The sequence below is a fragment of the Cognatiluteimonas profundi genome, assembly GCF_009792795.1.
Lineage (GTDB): Bacteria > Pseudomonadota > Gammaproteobacteria > Xanthomonadales > Xanthomonadaceae > Cognatiluteimonas > Cognatiluteimonas profundi.
In genome coordinates, this window is the sequence record NZ_VKHQ01000002.1 from 160,283 (window position 1) to 181,339 (window position 21,057).

The 21,057-nt window shown below is 65.8% G+C and carries 15 protein-coding genes; 9 read left to right on the plus strand and 6 right to left on the minus strand.

Annotated features, from left to right (window positions below; translation table 11 throughout):
* Nucleotides 1–64: 64 nt before the first annotated feature.
* The 3 genes from GST15_RS01565 to GST15_RS01575 all read left to right on the plus strand — a co-directional run bounded on the left by GST15_RS01565 (nucleotide 65) and on the right by GST15_RS01575 (nucleotide 4,807).
* Entirely contained in the window at nucleotides 65–973 is a 909-nt protein-coding gene (locus tag GST15_RS01565; RefSeq protein ID WP_159015588.1) for a peptidoglycan DD-metalloendopeptidase family protein, read from the plus strand.
* A 63-nt stretch (nucleotides 974–1,036) separates the two neighbouring features.
* Nucleotides 1,037–2,641 carry a peptide chain release factor 3 gene (locus GST15_RS01570; RefSeq protein ID WP_159015496.1) on the plus strand — a complete coding sequence of 535 codons (1,605 nt, stop codon included), beginning with the start codon at nucleotides 1,037–1,039 and terminating at the stop codon, nucleotides 2,639–2,641.
* Nucleotides 2,642–2,848: 207 nt separating this feature from the next.
* Nucleotides 2,849–4,807: an AsmA family protein gene (locus tag GST15_RS01575; protein ID WP_159015497.1), complete on the plus strand. Its 1,959-nt coding sequence runs from the start codon at nucleotides 2,849–2,851 to the stop codon at nucleotides 4,805–4,807.
* A 34-nt stretch (nucleotides 4,808–4,841) separates the two neighbouring features.
* On the opposite strand, the gene GST15_RS01580 is transcribed toward GST15_RS01575, so the two are convergent.
* Genes GST15_RS01580 through mtgA form a run of 3 tightly spaced genes read right to left on the minus strand, consistent with a single transcriptional unit; the run spans nucleotide 4,842 to nucleotide 7,055 of the window.
* Nucleotides 4,842–5,270, minus strand: a complete 429-nt coding sequence (locus GST15_RS01580; RefSeq protein ID WP_159015498.1) for a CBS domain-containing protein — start codon at nucleotides 5,268–5,270, stop codon at nucleotides 4,842–4,844.
* Nucleotides 5,230–6,255 (minus strand): glycosyltransferase family 2 protein, encoded by a 1,026-nt coding sequence (locus GST15_RS01585; protein ID WP_159015499.1) that lies wholly within the window; start codon nucleotides 6,253–6,255, stop codon nucleotides 5,230–5,232. Before GST15_RS01585 ends, GST15_RS01580 begins: the two co-directional genes overlap by 41 nt.
* Before the next feature lie 53 nt (nucleotides 6,256–6,308).
* Nucleotides 6,309–7,055 carry a monofunctional biosynthetic peptidoglycan transglycosylase gene (gene mtgA, locus GST15_RS01590; RefSeq protein ID WP_159015589.1) on the minus strand — a complete coding sequence of 249 codons (747 nt, stop codon included), beginning with the start codon at nucleotides 7,053–7,055 and terminating at the stop codon, nucleotides 6,309–6,311.
* A 124-nt stretch (nucleotides 7,056–7,179) separates the two neighbouring features.
* Between mtgA and hslO the strand changes: the two genes are divergently transcribed.
* The 5 genes from hslO (at nucleotide 7,180) to GST15_RS01615 (ending at nucleotide 14,541) form a co-directional block, all read left to right on the plus strand.
* Nucleotides 7,180–8,067: an Hsp33 family molecular chaperone HslO gene (gene hslO, locus GST15_RS01595; RefSeq protein WP_199268694.1), complete on the plus strand. Its 888-nt coding sequence runs from the start codon at nucleotides 7,180–7,182 to the stop codon at nucleotides 8,065–8,067.
* Nucleotides 8,068–8,204: 137 nt separating this feature from the next.
* Entirely contained in the window at nucleotides 8,205–9,041 is an 837-nt protein-coding gene (locus GST15_RS01600; RefSeq protein ID WP_159015590.1) for an XOO1806 family protein, read from the plus strand.
* A gap of 161 nt (nucleotides 9,042–9,202) precedes the next feature.
* A complete protein-coding gene (locus GST15_RS01605) occupies nucleotides 9,203–12,085 on the plus strand; it encodes a TonB-dependent receptor domain-containing protein (protein WP_159015501.1) in 2,883 nt (960 codons plus the stop codon).
* A 69-nt stretch (nucleotides 12,086–12,154) separates the two neighbouring features.
* Nucleotides 12,155–13,996 carry a sulfotransferase gene (locus GST15_RS01610; RefSeq protein ID WP_159015502.1) on the plus strand — a complete coding sequence of 614 codons (1,842 nt, stop codon included), beginning with the start codon at nucleotides 12,155–12,157 and terminating at the stop codon, nucleotides 13,994–13,996.
* Nucleotides 13,984–14,541: a 2OG-Fe(II) oxygenase gene (locus tag GST15_RS01615; protein ID WP_159015503.1), complete on the plus strand. Its 558-nt coding sequence runs from the start codon at nucleotides 13,984–13,986 to the stop codon at nucleotides 14,539–14,541. The genes GST15_RS01610 and GST15_RS01615 overlap by 13 nt, the downstream gene beginning before the upstream one ends.
* Before the next feature lie 22 nt (nucleotides 14,542–14,563).
* On the opposite strand, the gene GST15_RS01620 is transcribed toward GST15_RS01615, so the two are convergent.
* The 3 genes from GST15_RS01620 to GST15_RS01630 all read right to left on the minus strand — a co-directional run bounded on the left by GST15_RS01620 (nucleotide 14,564) and on the right by GST15_RS01630 (nucleotide 18,304).
* Nucleotides 14,564–15,838, minus strand: coding sequence for an aspartyl/asparaginyl beta-hydroxylase domain-containing protein (locus tag GST15_RS01620; RefSeq protein WP_159015504.1), 1,275 nt, complete (start codon nucleotides 15,836–15,838; stop codon nucleotides 14,564–14,566).
* Nucleotides 15,835–17,616, minus strand: a complete 1,782-nt coding sequence (locus GST15_RS01625; RefSeq protein WP_159015591.1) for a phosphoenolpyruvate carboxykinase (GTP) — start codon at nucleotides 17,614–17,616, stop codon at nucleotides 15,835–15,837. Before GST15_RS01625 ends, GST15_RS01620 begins: the two co-directional genes overlap by 4 nt.
* A 109-nt stretch (nucleotides 17,617–17,725) precedes the next feature.
* Nucleotides 17,726–18,304: a TetR/AcrR family transcriptional regulator gene (locus GST15_RS01630; protein WP_233263013.1), complete on the minus strand. Its 579-nt coding sequence runs from the start codon at nucleotides 18,302–18,304 to the stop codon at nucleotides 17,726–17,728.
* Between the two features lie 187 nt (nucleotides 18,305–18,491).
* Between GST15_RS01630 and GST15_RS01635 the strand changes: the two genes are divergently transcribed.
* On the plus strand, nucleotides 18,492–20,987 hold the full coding sequence (locus GST15_RS01635) for an acyl-CoA dehydrogenase (protein WP_159015506.1): 2,496 nt from the start codon (nucleotides 18,492–18,494) through the stop codon (nucleotides 20,985–20,987).
* The last annotated feature ends 70 nt before the right edge of the window (nucleotides 20,988–21,057 follow it).

Below are 21,057 nucleotides of genomic sequence, written 5' to 3' on the forward strand. Positions count from 1 at the left end.
TGCGCATACTCGACAGGTGGCTCGATATCGCTCACCCATTGCCTTCTGCTGGCGGCCAGCCTTGGTGCTTGTCGTACTGGCGACGGCATTGCTGCTGTCCGCGGGCGCACAGGCGGCCAAGGTCTACCGCTGGACCGACGCCAATGGCATCACCCATTACGGCGACCGCGCACCCGACAAGCTCCAACGCGCCTCGTCCGGGCATGTGCGGGTCATCCCGGTACGCGCCGAACCCGGCGCCATGGTCCGGCTACGGGTCCAGGGCGACCCGGGCAGCTACCAGGCATGGGCCGACAACACGCTGGCCGGACCGATCGAGGTGATGTTGCGGTTCGACCATTCCGAGAACGTGGCAGGCGACCCGATCCTGCCGGCACGGGCGACGGTTCCCGCGCACGGCAGCGTGCTGGTCGCGCGGATCGGCATGCTGGACGGCACGCATTCCGGACAGTTCGAACTGCGCCTGGACGGGATTCCCGGTGACCCGAACGCACGGCCGCAGGATGTCGACTACCAGATGCCCCTGCGCCAGCGCCAACAGCGCGTCGACCAGGGCTTTGGTGGCAGCTTCAGCCACAGCGACCCGCAGAATTTCTACGCCGTGGATTTCGCGGCCGATATCGGTACCCCCGTGCTTGCGGCGCGCGATGGCGTGGTGATGCAGGTCGAGAGCGATTTCGACAAGGCCGGCCTGGACCTGGAGAAATACGGTGGCCGCGCCAATTACGTCCGCATCCTGCACGCGGACGGCACGATGGGCCTCTACGCGCACCTCGAGGAAGGCGGCGTGCTGGTGCAGGTCGGGCAGCACGTCCGTGCCGGGCAGCAGATCGGCCTGTCCGGAAACACCGGTTTCACCACCGGCCCGCACCTGCACTTCGCCGTCCAGGTCAATCGCGGGATGCGGCTGGAGTCGATCCCCTTCCGCATGAGCGGCCCGCAGGGCGCACTGAGCTTCGCCAGCCGGCGTTAGGCCAGCGGCCGCTATAATCGGCGGCCTTCCCTGCCCGTCCACGCGCAACCGCGCGTCGTTCCCATGTCCGATGTCTCCACCGAAGCCGCGCGCCGTCGCACCTTCGCGATCATTTCGCACCCCGACGCCGGCAAGACCACGCTGACGGAAAAGCTGCTGCTGTTCGGCGGCGCGATCCAGATGGCGGGCAGCGTCAAGGGCCGCAAGGCCGCGCGCCACGCCACGTCCGACTGGATGGCGCTGGAAAAGGAACGCGGCATCTCGGTCACCTCGTCGGTGATGCAGTTCCCGTACGAGGGGCGCATCGTCAACCTGCTCGACACGCCCGGCCACGCCGACTTCGGCGAGGACACCTATCGCGTGCTGACCGCCGTGGACTCGGCGTTGATGGTCATCGACGTCGCCAAGGGCGTCGAGGAACGCACGATCAAGCTGATGGATGTCTGCCGCCTGCGCGACACGCCGATCATGACCTTCATCAACAAGCTCGATCGCGAAGGCAGGAATCCCATCGACCTGCTCGACGAGGTCGAATCGGTGCTGCAGATCCAGTGCGCGCCCGTCACCTGGCCGATCGGCATGGGCCAGCGGCTGAAGGGCGTCGTGCACCTGGTCTCCGGGGAGGTGCACCTGTACGAGCAGGGACGCAACTTCACCCGCCAGGATTCCACCATCTTCGGCTCCATCGACGATCCCGCGCTGGAGGCGCGCATCGGTGCCGACATGCTGCGCGAGGTGCGCGAGGAACTCGAACTCGTCCAGGGCGCGTCGCAACCGTTCGATGTCGCCGCCTATCGCGCCGGCAGGCAGACGCCGGTGTTCTTCGGCTCGGCGGTCAACAACTTCGGCGTGCAGCTGCTGCTCGACTTTTTCGTCGAGCACGCGCCGCCGCCGCAGCCGCGCGAAACCACCACGCGCGTGGTCCTGCCGGACGAGGCGCAGCTGACGGGATTCGTGTTCAAGATCCAGGCCAACATGGATCCGCAGCACCGCGATCGCGTTGCCTTCCTGCGCGTGTGCTCGGGTACGTTCCGGGCCGGCATGAAAGCGCTGCAGTCGCGCACCGGCAAGGAACTGAAACTGGCCAACGCGCTGACCTTCATGGCCAGCGACCGCGAGATCGTGGAGACGGCCTATCCCGGCGACGTGATCGGCATCCACAACCACGGCACGATCTCGATCGGCGACAGCTTCACCGAAGGCGAGCCGCTGTCCTTCACCGGCATCCCGAATTTCGCGCCGGAGCTGTTCCGTCGCGCGCGCCTGCGCGATCCGCTCAAGCTCAAGCAGCTGCAGAAAGGCCTGGCGCAATTGAGCGAGGAAGGCGCCACGCAGTTCTTCCGCCCGCTGATGTCCAACGACCTCATCCTCGGCGCCGTCGGTACGCTGCAGTTCGACGTCGTCGCCTATCGACTCAAGGACGAATACGGCGTCGACGCCGCCTTCGAACCCGTGCAGGTCACGACGGCACGCTGGATCAAGTGCGCGGACAACCGCAAGCTGGAGGAGTTCCGCGAGAAGAACGCGATGAACCTCGCCCTGGATGCCGCGGGCGAACTGGTCTACCTGGCGCCGACGCGCGTCAACCTGCAACTCGCCCAGGAGCGCGCGCCCGCGGTGACGTTCGCCGCGACCCGCGAACACGCCCATGCCGCCGTGGTGGCCTGAACGCCAGCAGTTCGCCAGGCAATCAATTCACCACCGCTTGACCACCCACTGCCGATGGTGCGGTGTCGATTGGCTTCTGCCAGTCCGCCTCGCGGCCGGTGCTGGAGATGTTCCAGTCGCCCGATCCGCTTTCGACCTCTGATTGCAACCTGGGCCCGCAAGGACGCAACCGATGACAGCGCACCATTCCATTCCAGGGCAGCACGGATGACCAGCGGCATCGACAGCAAGGCATCCCCGGCATCGCCGCTGGCACCGATCGCACGCCATCCGTGGCTGACCGCGCTCGCGGTGTTGCTGGTGGCCTTGGCGGTTCTGCTGGCGCTGTGGGACTGGAACTGGTTCAAGGGCCCGGTGGAGCGCTATGTGCATGCCAAGACCGGCCGGCAGCTTGTGATCGGCGGCAATCTCGACGTCGATCTCGGGCGCACGACCATCATCCGCGCCGATGCGCTCTCCTTCTCGAATGCGCCCTGGTCGAAGGTGCCGACGATGGCCAGCACGGATCGCCTGGAGTTCGGCATCCGCACATGGCCGTTGCTCCTGCACCGCGATGTGGAGATCCCGGACATCCGACTGACCCGTCCGCAGCTGCTGCTGGAAACCGGACCGAGGGATGTCGGCAACTGGGTGTTGCCCAATGCCGGGGGCCAAGGCCCGCAGTTCAACCAGGTGTGGATCGATCGCGGCCACCTGAAGGTCGTCAACGTCGCCAACCGCACTGGCCTGGACGTGGACATCAGCAGCCGCAAGACCAGCGGAAGCCAGACGCAGACGATCGACGTCGCTGGAAAGGGCTTGTGGAAGGGCAGCGACTTCAGCCTGCAAGGCATGGCGGAAAGTCCGCTGGCGCTGCGCGACACCGATCGCCCCTATCGCATCGACATGCGCATGTCCGCGGGCGCCACCCATGCGCATGCACGCGGCCGGCTGCTGGATCCGCTGCGCCTGCGCGACTTCGACCTGAAGCTGGCGATCACCGGCAGGAACATGGCCGACCTCTATCCGCTGATCGGAGTCGCCACGCCACCGACGCCGGCTTACCAGCTGGACGGCCGGCTGGGACGCTCCGGGAATGTCTGGAAATACGACGACTTCAGCGGCAAGGTCGGCACCAGCGACCTCGCCGGATCCGCCAGCATCGACCACGGGCGCGACCGGCCCAAGCTCACCGCGAGCCTGGCATCGCGACACATGGACATCGTCGACCTTGGTGGTTTCCTGGGCGTCACGCCGGGCAGCGCCGCCAAGGGTACGGCTGCACCGAGCACCGAAGCGCATGCGCCGCCTGCTGGCAGACTGCTGCCGGATACCGCGTACAACCTCGCCAAGCTGCGCGCGATGGACGCCGATGTGCGCCTCAAGGTCCACGACCTGGCAGCAACGGCTGTCCCCATGGAGAACATGGATGCGCACCTGCTGCTGGACGCCGGCGTGCTGCGCCTGGATCCGTTGAACTTCGGCGTCGCCGGCGGCTCCGTGCGCAGCAACATCAAGATGGACGCGCGCGAGAAGAACCTCGGCACCACCGCCAGCATCCAGGCGCGCAGCCTCGACCTGTCCAAGCTGATTCCGTCGGTGAAGTTCGGCAAGACGACGATCGGACGGGTCAGCGGCGATGTCGCGCTTCGCGGCACGGGCAATTCAATTGCGGCGATGCTCGCCAGCGCCAATGGCGATGCGGGGCTGGGCATGGGGCAAGGCGAAGTCAGCAAGCTGCTGATGAAACTGTCCGGCCTGGACATCGGCGGTGCGGCAAAGGTGATGATCACCGGCGACCAGCAGATCCCGATCCGCTGCGGCATGGGCGACTTCAGCGTGCGCGACGGCATCATGACCACGCAAAACCTGGTCGTCGACACCAGCGACAACACGATCCACGGCGTGGGCAGCATCAACCTCAAGGACGAGAGCCTGGCGCTGCAACTGATGTCCAGGTCCAAGCGTTTCAGCCTGGTGTCCTTGCGCGGGCCGCTGGTGGTCAGCGGCACCCTGCGCGATCCAGCCATCCGGCCCGATTACAAACGCGTCGGACTGCGGGCCGCGGCCGCTGCCGCGATCGGTGTCATCGCCGCCCCGATCGCGGCATTGGCGGCAACCGTCCAGCGCGGGCGCGAGCAGGAAATCCAGTGCGGGAAATACGGCGGCGCGGCGCCGGCACGCTGATCGACGATCGCAACCGACCGGCCGCGTGCGGCCTTCAACTGGCGATATAGCGTTGCAGCTGATCCAGTTCGAGTTGCTGGTCCTCGATCACGGCCTTCACCAGGTCGCCGATCGACACGACGCCGAGGACGACATCCTCGTCGACGACCGGCAGGTGACGGATGCGTCGCTCCGTCACCACCTGCATGCAGTGGTCGGTCGTGTCGGTCGGACCGACCGTCACCACCTTGGACGTCATGATGTCGCGCACCGGCGTGTCGCCTGACGATCGACCCTGCAGCACGATCTTCCTTGCGTAGTCGCGCTCGGACACGATGCCGACCAGCGCGCCGGCATCCATCACCAGCAACGCGCCGACATGTTTTTCGGCCATCTGCCTGATGGCGTCCAGGACCGGCGCATCGGGCCGGATGGCATGGATCTCAGGCGCCTTGGCCTCGAGCAAATGACGGACCGTCCGCATGGCTGTCTCCTTCCCGGATGCCTGCGGGCGAGGATACTCCGCCCGCCGGGTGCCACGTGTCGACGAGGTACAGCGGCCGCTGCTTGGATTCGGTGTACAGGCGACCCAGGTATTCACCGATCAGTCCGAGGGCGATCAGCTGGACACCGCCAAGGAACAGGATCACCGCCATCATCGATGGCCAGCCGGCGACCGGATCGCCCCACAGCAGCGACCGGACCACGACCCAGACGCCATAGGCGAAGGCAACCAACGCCGTGACCACGCCCAGGTAGGTCGCCAGGCGCAGCGGCGCGGTGGTGAAGCTGGTGATGCCCTCGATGGCGAAATTCCACAGCTTCCAGAAGTTGAACTTGGTCTTCCCCGCCAGGCGCGGCGCGCGCTCGTAGGCGATGGCCACCTGCTCGTAACCGATCCAGCCGAACAGTCCCTTCATGAATCGATGGCGCTCGCGCAGCTGTCGCAGCGCCGCCAGCGATCGCGGCGAGAGCAGTCGGAAGTCACCCGTGTCCTGCGGGATCGGCGTCTTCGACAGCCGTCCGATCAACCGGTAGAAGCCGTGCGCGGTGAATTTCTTCAGCCAGCCTTCGCCTTCACGGACGGTGCGCGTGCCATGGACGTCGTCGAATCCCTCGCGCCATTTGGCGACGAACTGCGGGATCAATTCCGGCGGATCCTGGCCGTCAGCATCCAGGACGAGCGCTGCACCGGCTTCGATGCGATCCAGTCCGGCGGTCAGCGCCGCCTCCTTGCCGAAATTGCGTGACAGGCGCAGCAGCGCGACGCGCGGATCGCGTGCCGCGATGCCCTGCATCACCTGCCAGCTGTCGTCATTGCTGCCATCGTCCACGTAGAGCACGCGGCCGTCGACGCGTGCATTCGCGGCAAGATCGTCGAGCACCGCCGACAGCCGCGGCTGCAGCAGCGGGAGGGTCTCGGCCTCGTTGAACACGGCGATGACGATCGTCAGCAAGTCTCGGGGCATGTCGCGTCCTGGTGCATTGCCGGCAACGCGTGCCGGATCGAGGCTGCGCGTGCTCACGGCAGGTCGCCGCCCGGACCCAGATGGCGCATCTGCCGCTGGATGCCGTTGCTGCGGCGTTGCACGTACGGGCCCGGTCGCCGCGCATCGTAGCGCCTGGGACTCGGCAGCACGGCGGCAAGCCGTGCGCTCTGCGCAGGCGTCAGGTGGCTGGCATCGACCCGGAAGAAACGCCGCGCCGCCGCCTGCGCACCGTATACGCCATCGCCGAACTCGGCGATGTTGACGTACATCTCCAGGATGCGGTGCTTGGGCCAGAAGGCCTCGATCAACACCGTGTACCAGACCTCGATACCCTTGCGGACCCAGCTTCGGCCGCTCCACAGGAAGAGGTTCTTGGCGACCTGCTGGCTGATCGTGCTGGCACCACGCACCTTGTGTCCGCGTGCATTGCTGGCACGCGCCTTCTCGATCGCCTTGAAGTCGAAGCCGTTGTGGGTCGGAAAATTCTGGTCCTCGGCCGCGACGACCGCCAGGGGCAGGCTCGGTGCGATGGCATCGAGGTCGCGCCAGTCGTAGGCGAATCCCGAATTCCAGTCGCCCTTCGCCCAGGCCGACAGCTGCCGCTGCACCATGAATGCCGAGAACGGCGGATCGACCACGCGCAGCACCAGCACCTGCAGCACCGACAGCCCGACGCAGGCGAGCAGGGCCATCAGCACCCAGCGCAGCCAGCGTCGCCGCCGCGAACCGCCGCGCCGCTTCGTCACGGCTTGCACACGCACCCCTGCGTCCCCATCCATTGTCCCTGCATGCCCGACAGGCATGTCCTCTTCATGACTCGACATGCATTATCACCATGCTGCGCCCGAGGGACGAAACGCGATGACCCAGGTCCATATCCCCGCAGTCCAGGCCGCGCACGGCCTGATCGACGACGACAGCCTGACACGCTTCCTGTTGCGGCACGCCGGGGTCCGCGGGGTCCGCGTCCACCTGGATGCCACCTGGCTGCAGATCCGCTCGCGTGCCGAATATCCGATCGCGATATCCGAACTGCTGGGCGAAGCGTCGGCCGCCTCGGCGCTGTTCACCGCGCATGCCAAGGTCGACGGTCGCCTGTCGGTGCAGCTGCGCGGCGATGGCCCGCTGCGGACGCTGTTCGCCGAGTGCACCGCGGCGGGAACGCTGCGGGCGATCGCGCAGCTGGATAAGGATGCTGCGCTGCCGCGCGACCTGCGCGTGCTCGGCAACAACGCCGTGCTGGCGATCACCATCGAGAATCCCGGGGCCGAGGGACGCGAGCCCACCCGCTACCAGGGCATGGTCGCGTTGGAATCCGATTCGCTGGCTGGGGCGTTCGAAGGCTATTTCCGGCAATCCGAGCAGTTGCCAACGCGGCTGCTGCTCGCGGCCGACGACACCCGCGCGGCCGGGCTGATGCTGCAGAAGCTGCCCGGCGACAGCGGCGACGACGATGGCTGGAACCGGGCGACGGCGTTGTTCGAGACGCTGTCGTCGCAGGAACTGCTGGATTGGCCGGCCGAACTGCTGCTGCAGCGGCTGTTCCACGAGGAGGAAGCCCAACTCCTGGATGTCAGGCCGCTGCGGTTTGCCTGTTCCTGCTCACGGGAGCGGGTCGCCTCGATGCTGGACGCACTGGGACAGGACGAGGCCCAGGCCGCGGCTGCCGAGGGAGTTGCCCAGATCCGCTGCGAATTCTGTGGCCAGCAGTACCTCTTCGACGCCGATGAGATCGCAGGAATCTTCCAGTCCCACCCGCCTGCCCAGCCAGCCCCGGAGCGGCTGCAATAGCTGGACAGGCACTCCCGGCGATTGTTAAATAAACATAAATCCAGTAGATTGAGGCCTTGATCCAAGGGAACTCGACCAGACACCCACGGTCACACGCAGCCATGTCAGCCCGCCTCCTGCAATTGCCACTCGCCCTGATGCTTGCCCTCGCCGGCACGTCGGGCGCTGCTGCGCAATCGCTGGGCAACAAGGCGACTGGCACCGTGAGCGACCAGACGATCCTGCCGGTCTGGAACAACGCCAGCGGCAAGCTTGAGGCGCTGCTGGTCCTCGAGCCCATGGGGGGCGCCCAGGCAGGCACGCGCTGGCGCTTTGGCAACGCGGCGCTGGACACCACTTTCGGGCTTGAAGCCGGCCACTCGCTCGGGCTGCTCTGCGATCGCAAAAAGGGCCTGGGCGCACTCGGGAGCCTGTCCAACAACTGCATGCTGGCGACGCTGGGAGACGGGCTGGACGACAACGGCAGCCGGCGCACCAGTGCCAATGCGGCCATCACCCGCAATGGCGGCAAGCTTGGGCTGTCGCTCGGCAGCGGCCACGACACGCTGCCGGCCTGGCTCACCCCGGGAGCAGCGGGCGGGCGCGTGGATGTCAATGACCTCACCGTCTTCGCCCAGAAAAACCTCAGCCGGCAGGGTTACGTGTCCATCGCGGGCACCATGGCCAAGGCACGCTTGATCTCACCGTCCGAAGCCCCCGCCCTGGCGGACCGCTGGAGCAGCAAGACCCTCAGCGTGGGCGGCGGATTTGGCGCCTTCGGGGCCAACATCATCGGCCATGTGGTCGACACCCCCGGCCAGCCGAAATGGGAAGGCCTGGGTCTGGGCCTCACCTGGCGGACCCCTTGGAGCGGCCAGCTCACCGTGGGCGCGGACAACGTCATCACACGGGGCAAGAACCCCTTCACCCCGGCCAGCGACGGTACGGAAGACGAGGGCACCGTGCCCTACGTGCGTTACCAGCAGGATCTCTGAGACCTGCGTTCCCGGCGGCTTTCAGCCCGCCACTTAACGACACTTTAATTTTTGGCCAAGGGGGGCTACTATCGGCCCCGGCCTTGCCGGCATTGGCGTCTTTCTTGACTCCACCGGGGAGGTTCCCATGGGAAATACCCAAGAACGACTTGGAGAGAGAGATGACCTTGAAGACCACAAAGCTCCGCGACGCGATCACCTTCGCGCTCGCCGTGGGCGCTACCGCCGTCGCCGGCACGGGCGTTGCATTCGCCCAGGACACCACGACGACGACCACCACCACGACGACCGCCCCGGCCGAACAGCAAGCCACGACCCTCGATCGCATCGAAGTCACTGGTTCGCGCATTCGCCGTGTCGACGCTGAAAACGCCAGCCCCGTCGTCACCATCGATCGCGCCGCGATCGAGAAGACCGGCAAGCTGACCCTCGGCGACCTGATCCAGGAACTGCCGAACATGGCCGGCGCGCCGACCAACCCGCAGGTCAACAACGGCGGTGGTACCGGTGCCTCGACGATCGATCTGCGCGGCATGGGCTCGGCCCGCACGCTGACCCTGATCGACGGCCACCGCATCATCAACGGCGACGTCAACGCCATCCCGGCCTCGGCCGTGGAGCGCATCGAAGTCCTGACCGTCGGCGCCTCGTCGGTGTACGGCTCGGACGCCATCGCGGGCGTCGTCAACTTCATCATGCGCAAGGACTTCCAGGGCATGGAAGCGTCGCTCAACTACGGCCTTTCCAGCCGTGGCGATGGCGAGCGCACCGGTGGATCGGTGACCTTTGGCCAGACCGGCGAAAAGGGCAACGTCATCGCCGGCATCGACTACAACAAGTTCAAGGCGATCTCCGCCGCGGACCGTGACTTCTCCAAGGATGCGACCTACCTGTACTACGGTTCGTCGTTCGTCGCCGGCTCCAGCCGCAATCCCTTCGGCCGCATCTTCCTGCCGTCAGGCGATCCGGTGCGGACCGCGCTGGGCTGCTCCAGCGTCACCCGCATCGCCGGTGCGCCGGGCAACAGCACCGCCGACTACCGCTGCTACAGCGGCGCGACCGATGCGTACAACTACCAGCGCACCAACCTGATCCTGACCCCGCAGGAGCGCACCAATGCGTTCTTCCTGGGCAACTATCAGATCACCGACGACGTCAGCGCCTACCTGCAGGTCTATCACAACAAGACCTCGTCCGGTTTCGCCATCGCGGCACTGCCGTTCGACGCCAACTCCGACGGCGTGCTGATTTCCAAGGACAATTACTACAACCCCTTCGGCATCGACTTCGGCGCCGGCACCAACCAGTTCATGACCCGCTTCACCTCGCTGGGTCAGCGCATGTCGTTCAACGCGACCACGACCGACCAGGTGTTCGCTGGCGTCACCGGCTTCCTGGGTGACACCTGGAAGTGGGACTTCGGCGTCAACTACGGCCACGTCACGCAGGACAGCGAGACCCACGGCTACGTGTATTACGAAGGCCTGCGTGCGGCCCTCGGCCCGTCGTTCCTCGACCCGGCCACCAACACCGTGACCTGCGGCACCGCGACTGCGCCGATCGCCAACTGCACCCCGTTGAACATCTTCAACATCAACGACCCGCAGACCATCGCGACCCTGCAGCAGTACGCAGTGAACCCGATGTACCGCCTGATGAACGACCAGAAGGGCTTCGAGGCCAATGCCTCCGGCGAACTGTTCAACCTGCCGGCCGGTGCCGTGCAGCTGGCGTTCGGTGGTGCATGGCATCGTGACTACCTGCGCACCACGGTCGACTACGTCGCAGTGGCTGGCGCCGATGGCACCTGCTTCATCTCGCAGGAAGCCTGCGGTTCGGCCCTGTCCGGCAGCTTCAGCGTCGGTGAGCTCTACGGCGAAATGTTCGTTCCGATCCTGAAGGACGTGCCGTTCGCCAAGGCCCTGAACGTGACCTTCGGTTCGCGCTTCTCGAACTACAGCGACTTCGGCAACACCGTCAACAACAAGCTGCAGGTCGAATGGCGTCCGTTCAACGACCTGCTGGTGCGTGGCACCGTTGCCGACGTGTTCCGGGCACCGACCATCAGTGACCTGTACGCCGGCCCGCAGGGCAACGCTCCACAGGCGCAGGATCCATGCGCGGGTTACACCAATGATCCGGCCCATGCCGGCGCATGCGGCGCGGGCACTGGCGCCACCGCGATCGATCCGGTCAACGGCATTGGCCCACAGGCCAACTCGCAGCTGACGGGCGTCATCTCCGGCGCGCGTTACGCCGGCTACCAGCTCAAGCCCGAGCAGGGTCGTTCGTACGACTGGGGCATGGTGTATGACCCGAGCTGGCTGTCGGGTGCGTCGATGAGCCTGGATTACTGGCGTCTGACGCTGGGCGACAACATCAGCACGATCGGTGCACAGACCGTTCTGACGCAGTGCTACAACGACAACAACAGCCCGTACTGCCCGTTCATCCATCGCTTCGCCAATGGTGACGTGTCGTACATCTCGCAGCCGACGGTCAACCTCGGCCGCCTGGACGCGACTGGCTGGGATCTGGCACTGCGCTACAAGATGCCGTCCACCGCGTTCGGTTCGTTCAACTTCGGCTTCGATGGCACCTACATCGCGAAGTGGGACAACGACGTCGACACCACCACCAATGCTGATCCGATCGTGCACCTGGCCGGCAACTACAACAAGGACTACGGCATGTACTCGCGTGTCCGTGGTCGCCTGTTCGCCGACTGGAGCCTGGGTGACTGGTCCGCCAGCTGGCGTACCCGTTACATCGGCGCGTTCGATATCCCGAGCGGCGATGGTGCCTGCGCTTACACCGGCAATTTCTGCGACCCGCTGTCCTACAGCAGCTACGTGACCCATGCCCTCCAGGTGGGTTATGCACTGCCGTCGATCAACTCGCGCCTGGAAGTCGGCGTGGACAACGTGTTCGACAAGCAGCCGCCGGTGCTGTACCAGAACAACGTGCTCAACGCCAACACGGACGTGAACACGTTTGACACGATCGGCCGCTACTACTGGGCTCGTTACACCGTCAAGTTCTGATCCAACTGTAGATTGCTAGACTTGGGGGCCGCGCGGCATGCCGCGCGGCCCTTTTTCTTTGGGACCCCGATGAGCCAGCTTCTCTTCAACGCAGCCGTCGCCGAATTCGAGGCCGGTCGATTCGAGTCCAGTGCCCGCCTGAGCAGGTCGGCACTGGAGTCGAATCCCGGAAATGAAAACGTCCTGACGCTGCTCGCCATCTCGTTGCAGGCCATCGGTCAATTCGCGGGCGCCGCGGATGCATTCGCGGCGCTGGCGCAGGCGAGGCCGGATGTCGGCGAATATCGGGCCAACCGCGGCGTGATGCTGCGGCATCTCAAGCGATACGACGAGGCGGAGGCGGAGTTCAAGCAGGCGTTGACGTTGCCGCATGCCGTCGATGGGACCCTGATCAATTACGGATTGCTGCTGCTGGACATGGGTCGCGTGGCCGAAGCCAGGCATTGCTTCCTGGATGCCTGCGAGCTGGGCGACCTGCCCGAAGCCCGCATCTACGCCGCCCTGGCCTGCATCGACTGCGGCGATACGCGTCGCGCGCAATCGCTGATCCCACCACATGCCTGGTGGCCGGCGCTTGATCCGTCGCTGCGACGCGACCTGACCAAGGCCCTCATCCAGCTGGGCCAGGTTGAGGATGCGGAGAACCTGCTGACAGCCGACGCGCGAACCGGCGATCCACTCGCTATCCTTCGCCTGGCCACATTGCATGAACGCACCAACCGGATCGACAGCGCCCGCTCGCTGCTCGAGCAGGTGCGGACCGAGGTCGCGACAGACGCGGAGATGGAGGCGGAATTCCTCAGCCTTGATTCCGCGCTGGCCTTGCGGGCGAAGGACTACGACCGAGCGCGCCGATCCACCCGCGCCCTGCTGCAGCTATCGGGGTTGCCGCCCGCGGCCAAGGCCAATGCCCACTTCGTCATGGCGAAGGTGGCCGACAAGCAGGGAGCCGTCGACGAGGCCATGGCCGAGCTCGCGCAGGCCCATGCCATCCAGTTCGCACTGGCCTCGGCCAGCCTGCCCGAGGTCGCCGAATCGCCGGACGAACCACTGCGCATTGCCTCCAGATGGATGACGCCGGAGCAGACGGTCTTTGCCGTCTCCCCCAACGCTCCATCCAGGGCCGAGTCGCCCGTTTTCATCGTCGGATTCCCAAGATCGGGCACGACCATGCTCGAACAGATGCTGGACGCGCATCCCGCGTTCGTCTCCATGGATGAGCGGATCATCATCCAGTACTGCGTCGAGTGCATGGAATCGAAAGGCCTGACCTATCCCCATGAACTCGACCGTCTGTCCGATGCCGACCTGGCGGAATTGCGCGAGCTCTACTGGGCTGAATCCAGCAAGGTCGCCGACATCGCGCCGGGCAGCACGCTGGTCGACAAGAATCCCCTGAACCTGTTGCGGCTGCCGATGATCCGCCGGCTCTTCCCCGACGCCCGCGTCATCCTGGCGTTGCGCCATCCCTGCGATGTCATCCTGAGTTGCTACATGCAGAACTTCCGCTCACCGGCCTTCATGGTGCTGTGCTCGACGCTGGAGCGGCTGGCGAAGAGCTACGTGAACGCCATGCGCTTCTGGATCCACCACCAGCCACTGCTGTGCCCCGATGCCCTGCTGCTGCGCTATGAGGAGACCGTGTCGGACTTCGCCAGCCAGGTGGATGTCATCGCCGATTACCTCGGGATCGCCGACCGCGCGCCGCTGTCCGATTTCGCCGCGCACGCCGCGGGAAAGAAATACATCAGCACTCCCAGCTACGCGCAGGTGATCGAGCCGGTGAACGCGCGCGCGGTCGCGCGCTGGCAGCCTTACCGGGCGTATTTCGAACCCCTGTTCCCGCTGCTGGAACCGATCGCCAGCCATTGGGGATACGCCCTGGACGGAGGCGAGCCATGCACGCGCTGAAGGACTACATCCGGGTTTACGACAATGCCCTGGAGGACGGCTTCTGCGCCAACCTCGTTGCCGGTTTCGAACAGATGACCGAACTGCAGCGGCGCAACGGGCGTGGCATCCGCCCCGGTCTCGACAACAGCGCCTGGACCGAAATGAACATCGGCACGCAGGCCGACAAGGCATTCCTGGGATTCTTTTTGGCCCAGGTCGACACCTACCTTGCCCGCTACAACAGCGAGGTTCCGCTGACCATTCCGGTTCCGCTGCGACCAAAGACGGACCGGCTGACACTCAAGCGCTACCACCCGCAGGTGGAAGGCTTCGAACCGCATTTCGATTCGATCGACGACTACAGCAGCCGATACATGGTCTTCCTCTGGTACCTGAACACCGTCGAGGAAGGTGGCGAGACGGAGTTCTGCGACCTCGGCATCAAGGTCGCTCCGAAGGCGGGCCGGCTGCTGATGTTCCCGCCGTACTGGATGTTCCAGCATGCCGGGCGGCCGCCGATCAGCGGCGACAAGTACATCCTGTCGACCTATCTGATGTTCTGAAGCGCCGCCGGCTGCCGGGGGATCAGCTGATCCCGGCGCCCAGGTTGAATTCGCCGATCTTCTCCACCAGGTCGCGGAGCGCGATGCGCTCGGGCTCGGTGGTGTCCGGGTTCCACGTGTCCACGACCAGCACGACCCGCTGCTGGCTGCTGCGATTCCACGCTTCATGCAAAAGCGTGTCGTCGAAGGTGACGCACCGACCCTCCTGCCACGCACGCGCCTCGCCACCGACGACGAGCCTGCAGTCACCTTGCGGCACGATCAGCGGCAGGTGCGTGACCACGCGGGTGTTGGTGATCCCGTGACGCGGCTTGACGTGGGTGCCGGGCGCCAACACGGAGAACATCACCTCGGGCGCGTGGTTTGCGATCTGCCTGAGTGGAACGCCAGCGAGTGCGGCTGCGGTCCTTGGACAGGCTGCAAGATGTTCCGCGAAGTCCTTGCCGCGCCGATGGAAGGAATAGGCATCGCCTGCCCCGGCCCCGGGATCGCTTTCAGGACCTGCCGTGTCGCCGCCGGAGCCGAGCAACGGCGCCACGTTGGAAAACTCGTCACGGATGTCGGCTGTCGCGGCTTCGAGTGCGTCGTACCAGTCGAACCGCTCGCGCGGATAGAAGGGTGTCGGTGGCAGTGCTGGCATCCACAGGAACGAGGGCCGCTGGCGCGGATCGGGATTGACCGGTGCATGGGTCTGCAGGTACACGCCCAGCGCGGCGGCGACACGTTGCATGCCGGTCGCGCCGAATGCCGCGATATGTGGCTGGAGTACCGCCTCGAACAGCGACTGCCGGCCCTGGTCGATCATCGCCATGGCCCGCTTGACGCGCTCGCGCATGGGCGGCGGCGTGGACGCGTCATCCAGCCAACCCCCTTGCGCCTGGGCATCGTGCACTGCACGAAAGGCCTGCTGCACGGCATCGGTCCGATTGCCCTGGTGCTGGAGGCACTCGGAATACATGAGCCGGAGCGCAGACTCTTGCGGATGCTGGGCCAGCGCCCGGCGGAAACTCTCGATCGCGGATGCGGGATCGCCGGCAGCGACCTGGCAGATCGCCAGCCCGGAGGTGATCGCGTAGGGAGCGTCGGCTGCGCGTGCCGCGACCGACAACACGTCGACCGCCGCCTGCGGCTTTCCATTCGCCAGCAACGTCGCGCCATGCAATGCGACGAACTCCGGGTTTCCCGGATCACTGTCGAGCAATGCGGTGCTGTCGCTCAGCGCACGCGCGAGGTTGCCGGCGGACAGGGAATTCTCGACATCCTGGCGTGAGGGCAGACCGGACACCGGGCCGGTCATGCCGTCGTCCGTGCAAGTGCGACGGCGATGCGCTGCTGCTCGCTTCGCAATGCGGCGGGCATGCGCGGACCGTATTCGTCCAGGTAGCTGCCGATGCCGTCGAGCTCGGCCAACCAGGCCTGTCGATCGAAACCGAACAGCTTGTCGCGCGCCTCGGCGGTCAGCGGCACGCCGTCGAGGTTGACGTCCTCCACTCGCGGCAGCGCACCGATCGGCGTGTCGACCGCGCCGGCCCTGCCTTCGACGCGCTTGATCATCCACTCGAGCACGCGCAGGTTGTCGCCAAATCCGGGCCACAGGAATTTGCCGTCATCACCCTTGCGGAACCAGTTGACGTGGAAGATCTTCGGCAGCCTTGCGCCTTCGCTGTCGAAGGACAGCCAGTGCGCGAAGTAGTCGGCGAAGTTGTAGCCGCAGAATGGCTTCATCGCCATCGGATCGCGACGCATCACGCCGACGGCACCGGTTGCCGCAGCGGTGGTTTCCGAACCCATCGCCGCGCCGACCAGCACGCCATGCGCCCAGTCGCGGGCCTCGAACACCAGCGGCACCAGCGATGCCCTGCGGCCGCCGAACACGATCGCCGAGATCGGCACGCCGGCCGGATTCTCCGCTTCGGCCGAGTAACTGGGGCATTGCCGGGCTGAAACCGTGAATCGCGAGTTTGGATGCGCCGCCGGACCGGCATTGCAATCGTATGCATTTCCACGCCAGTCAAAAGCGGGTTCGCCGACACCCAATCCCTCCCACCACGGCTGGTTGTCGGCCGTCAGTCCGACGTTGGTGAAGATGGTGTCGCGCTGGATGGAAGCCAACGCGTTGGGATTGGACGCCATGCTCGTGCCCGGCGCGACGCCGAAGAAACCAGCTTCCGGGTTGATCGCGTACAGGCGGCCATCGCTGCCCGGGCGCATCCAGCAGATATCGTCGCCGACGGTCCACACCTTCCAGCCGTCCTGGCGGTAACCCTCGGGCGGGATCAGCATCGCCAGGTTGGTCTTGCCGCAGGCACTGGGGAATGCGGCGGCGATGTAATGCGTCTCGCCCTCGGGATTTTCCAGGCCCAGGATCAGCATGTGTTCGGCAAGCCAGCCTTCCGTCCGCGCCTGGTGCGATGCGATGCGCAGGGCATGGCACTTCTTGCCGAGCAGCGCATTGCCACCGTAGCCCGATCCGAAGGACTTGATGGTGAGTTCTTCGGGGAAATGCATGATGAAGCGGCGATCCGGGTCGAGCTCACCGACCGAATGCAGTCCGCGCACGAAGCTCCCCTCGCGCTCGATCCGCGCCAGCGCCGCCGCGCCCATGCGCGTCATGATGCGCATGTTGGCGACGACGTATGGCGAATCGGTGATCTCGACGCCGCAACGCGACAGCGGCGAATCGATCGGTCCCATGCAGTACGGGATGACATACATCGTGCGGCCGCGCATGCAGCCGTCGAACAACCCGTCCATGCGCGCATGGCCGTCGGCCGGCGCCATCCAGTGGTTGTTGGGACCGGCATCGTCGCGCTCGCTGGTGCAGACGAAGGTCAGGTGCTCCACGCGCGCGACGTCTTCCGGATGCGAGCGATGCAGCCAGCTGCGCGGATGCGTGTCCGGGTTCAACGGCAGCAACGTGCCGTCGGCTTCCATGCGCTCGACGAGCGCCTCGAATTCGCTGTCGCTGCCGTCGCACCACTGGATGCGCTCAGGCCGGGTCAGGCGCGCGACTTCCAGCACCCACTGGTTCAGGGCATCCAGCCGGCTGCCTGCCGACTCGGGGGCGACAGCCATGCCGGGGTGGACGCGTTCCTGGCCGGATGCGCTTTTGCGATCCATGCTCGAGTTTGCTTCGTTCAAGACAATCACCTCTCTGACTTCAATTCGATTGGCTTCCCGCGCCTCACGGTGCCGGGATCAGCGTCGCCATCACGTGTTCGACGTAAGCCTCGAACTCATCGTGCTGCAGGCGCGGCTGGTGCAGCTGCAGGTTCAACTGCAGGAAACCGACATAGGCGGCGTAGGCCAGGCGGGCCCGATGCTGGGCATCCGCCCGTCCCATCCCGGCCTGGCGCAGGGACGCGGTGAGGTAGTCCAGGCGGCGGCCCGAGACGCGCTCGATGACCGGCTTGACCGTCGGATGATCGAGCGCCTTCAGCAGCTCGCTATAGATGGTGTGCAACTTGACCTGGTGCGCGACCACCAGGAACAGCGCGCGCAATCGCTCGCGTGGGTCGGGCACCGCTTCGACCGAGCCGAACACGGTTTCCTGCTCGACCTGTTCCCAACGCTCCAGCGCCGCTTGCAGCAAGGCATCGCGCGATGGGAAATGCCAGTAGAAGCTGCCCTTGGTCACGCCAAGGCGGCGGGCCAGCGGTTCGACGGCAACAGCGGCGACGCCTTGCTCGGCGATCACGTCCAGCGCTGCCTGCGCCCAGTCTTCCGCACTCAGGCGACCGCTGCGCTCGGCGACCCTGGTCACTGCACCTGTGCTCGCCGATACCATGTGAACAGTGTATCCATACGCCAGCGTCCCGAACAGTATGTATGCGCCGACTGTGGTTGACAGCCTCGCGAAGTGAATTCCATACTTGTCCGTATGGTGGTGACGCAAGCCCGCCATGGCCAGCTAACCTGTCCACCACGGCCGCATTGCGCTGGAGCGAACGATGAGCGTGTTACTGCCTTTCCTTGCCGTGTTGTTCGCCGGCGCATTCGCCGCTTACCACCGCTATCGGCTCACCACCTGGGTGGCGATCGTCGCCGTCCTGCTGCTTGCCTGCTGGCTGGGCGGCGCAAGCCATGTCGCCACCGGCATCGCGGCGCTGCTGGTGCTGCTGGTCGCCGTTCCGCTGCTGGTTCCCGGATTCCGCAAGCAGCGCATCACCGCGCCTTTACTCACCTTCTACACAAGGATCCTGCCGCCGCTGTCGGACACCGAACGCACGGCGATCGAGGCCGGAACGGTCGGTTTCGAGGGCCAGCTGTTTTCGGGCAGGCCCGACTGGAACCAGCTGCTGTCGCAGCCCGCGCCCGTGCTCACCGCCGCCGAGCAGGCCTTCCTCGACGGGCCGTGCGAAACGCTGTGCCGGATGAGCGACGACTGGGACATCAGCCACGTGCGCGCCGACCTGCCGCCCGAGATCTGGGACTACCTGAAGCACAACAAGTTCTTCGGGCTGAACATCCCCGCGCAGTACGGCGGCCTGGGTTTCAGCGCACTGATGAACCACAAGGTCATCCAGAAGCTGTCGTCGATCTCGTCCACCGTCAGCACGACGGTCGGCGTGCCCAATTCTCTGGGGCCGGCCGAACTGCTGATGCATTACGGCACCGATGAGCAGAAGCAGTACTACCTGCCGCGCTTGGCGGACGGACGCGAGGTGCCGTGCTTCGCCCTGACCGGCCCCTTCGCCGGTTCCGACGCGACCTCGATCCCGGACTACGGCATCGTCGCGATGGGCGAATGGAACGGCGCGCAGGTGCTCGGCATCCGGCTGACGATGGACAAGCGCTACATCACGCTCGCCCCGGTCGCGACGCTGATCGGTGTCGCCTTCCGCATGTACGACCCCGACGGCCTGCTTGGCGACAAGAAGGACATCGGCATCTCGCTGGCACTGGTGCCGCGCGAGACGCCTGGACTGGACATCGGCCGTCGGCATTTCCCGCTCAACAATCCCTTCCAGAACGGTCCGATCCGCGGCGATGGCGTGTTCGTGCCGCTGTCGCAGCTGATCGGTGGCGAGGACTACGCCGGCCGCGGCTGGCAGATGCTGATGGAGTGCCTGTCGATCGGGCGGTCGATCACCCTGCCCTCCATCGCCAGCGGCGGCGCCAAGATGAGCGCCTGCGTGACCGGTGCCTATGCGCGCATCCGAAAGCAGTTCGGTTTGTCGGTGGGGCGCTTCGAGGGCGTGGAGGAAGGCCTCGCGCGCATTGCCGGCAAGGCCTATGCGATCAGCGCGTTGGCCCAGGCCACGGCCGCCGCCGTCTCGCGCGGTGAAAACCCGGCGGTCCCGTCGACCATCGCCAAGTACCACTGCACCGAGATGGGTCGGGAAGTCATCCGCGATGCCATGGATATCCATGGCGGCAAGGGCATCATCCTCGGCCCGCGCAATTACCTGGGTCGCGCGTGGCAGGCGCTGCCGATCAGCATCACGGTCGAAGGCGCGAACATCATGACGCGCAGCCTGATGATCTTCGGCCAGGGCGCGATCCTCTGCCATCCCTGGGTGATGAAGGAGATGAAGGCGGCCGCACTGACCGACCCGCGGGAGCGCATCGATGCGTTCGACAGCAGCCTGTTCGGCCACATCGGCTCGGCCATCTCCAATGCCGTGCGCGCTTTCTGGTTCGGCCTGACCTCCTCGCGGTTCGGCCGCGCCCCGGGCGACGATTACACCCGCCGCTTCTATCGCAAGCTCAACCGTTACTCGGCGGTGCTGGCGGTGATGGCCGATACCTCCATGCTGCTGCTGGGCGGCAAGCTGAAGTTCAAGGAGTCGCTCTCCGGCCGCCTGGGCGACGTGCTCAGCAACCTCTACATCGCCAGCGCCATGCTCAAGCGTTACGAGGACGAAGGTCGCCCGGTCGGGGACCAGCCATTGCTCGCGTGGGCCTTCCACGATGCCGTACACAAGATGGAACTGTCCCTGTCGGGTGCCTTGCGGAATTTCCCCATTCGTCCGGTCGGCTGGTTGCTGTGGCTGCTGGTGTTCCCACTGGGGCGTCGCGCGACGCCGCCCAGCGATCGCCTGGGCCATCGCGCGGCGTCGTTGCTGATGGCGCCGTGCGACGCCCGGTCACGACTCGCGCAAGGTGTGTTCCTCACGCCCTGCGACAACAATCCGGCTGGTCGCATCGACAGTTACCTGCCCAAGGTCATCCTTGCCGAGCCCGTGGAGCGCAAGTTCCTCAAGGCACTCAAGAACAGCGACATCGAGGCGCTGGACTTCCCCGCGCAACTGGACGAAGGCGTTCGCGAAGGCTGGATCACCGCGGCCGAACGCGCGCAACTGGAGGAGTTGCGGACGATGACGCTGGACGCGATCACCGTCGACGATTTCGAACCATGGGAATTGCGGGCGGCGTCCTACTACGTTGATTTTTCCGACGACGCCAAAGCGCAGTCCGACAGCAGCAATCGTGCTGCGGCCTGATCCGGGCAGGACCGGCCGCGGCTGAAGTCGCTGTCGCGCGCATGGCGGCATTGCGCCGCCATGCGAACCC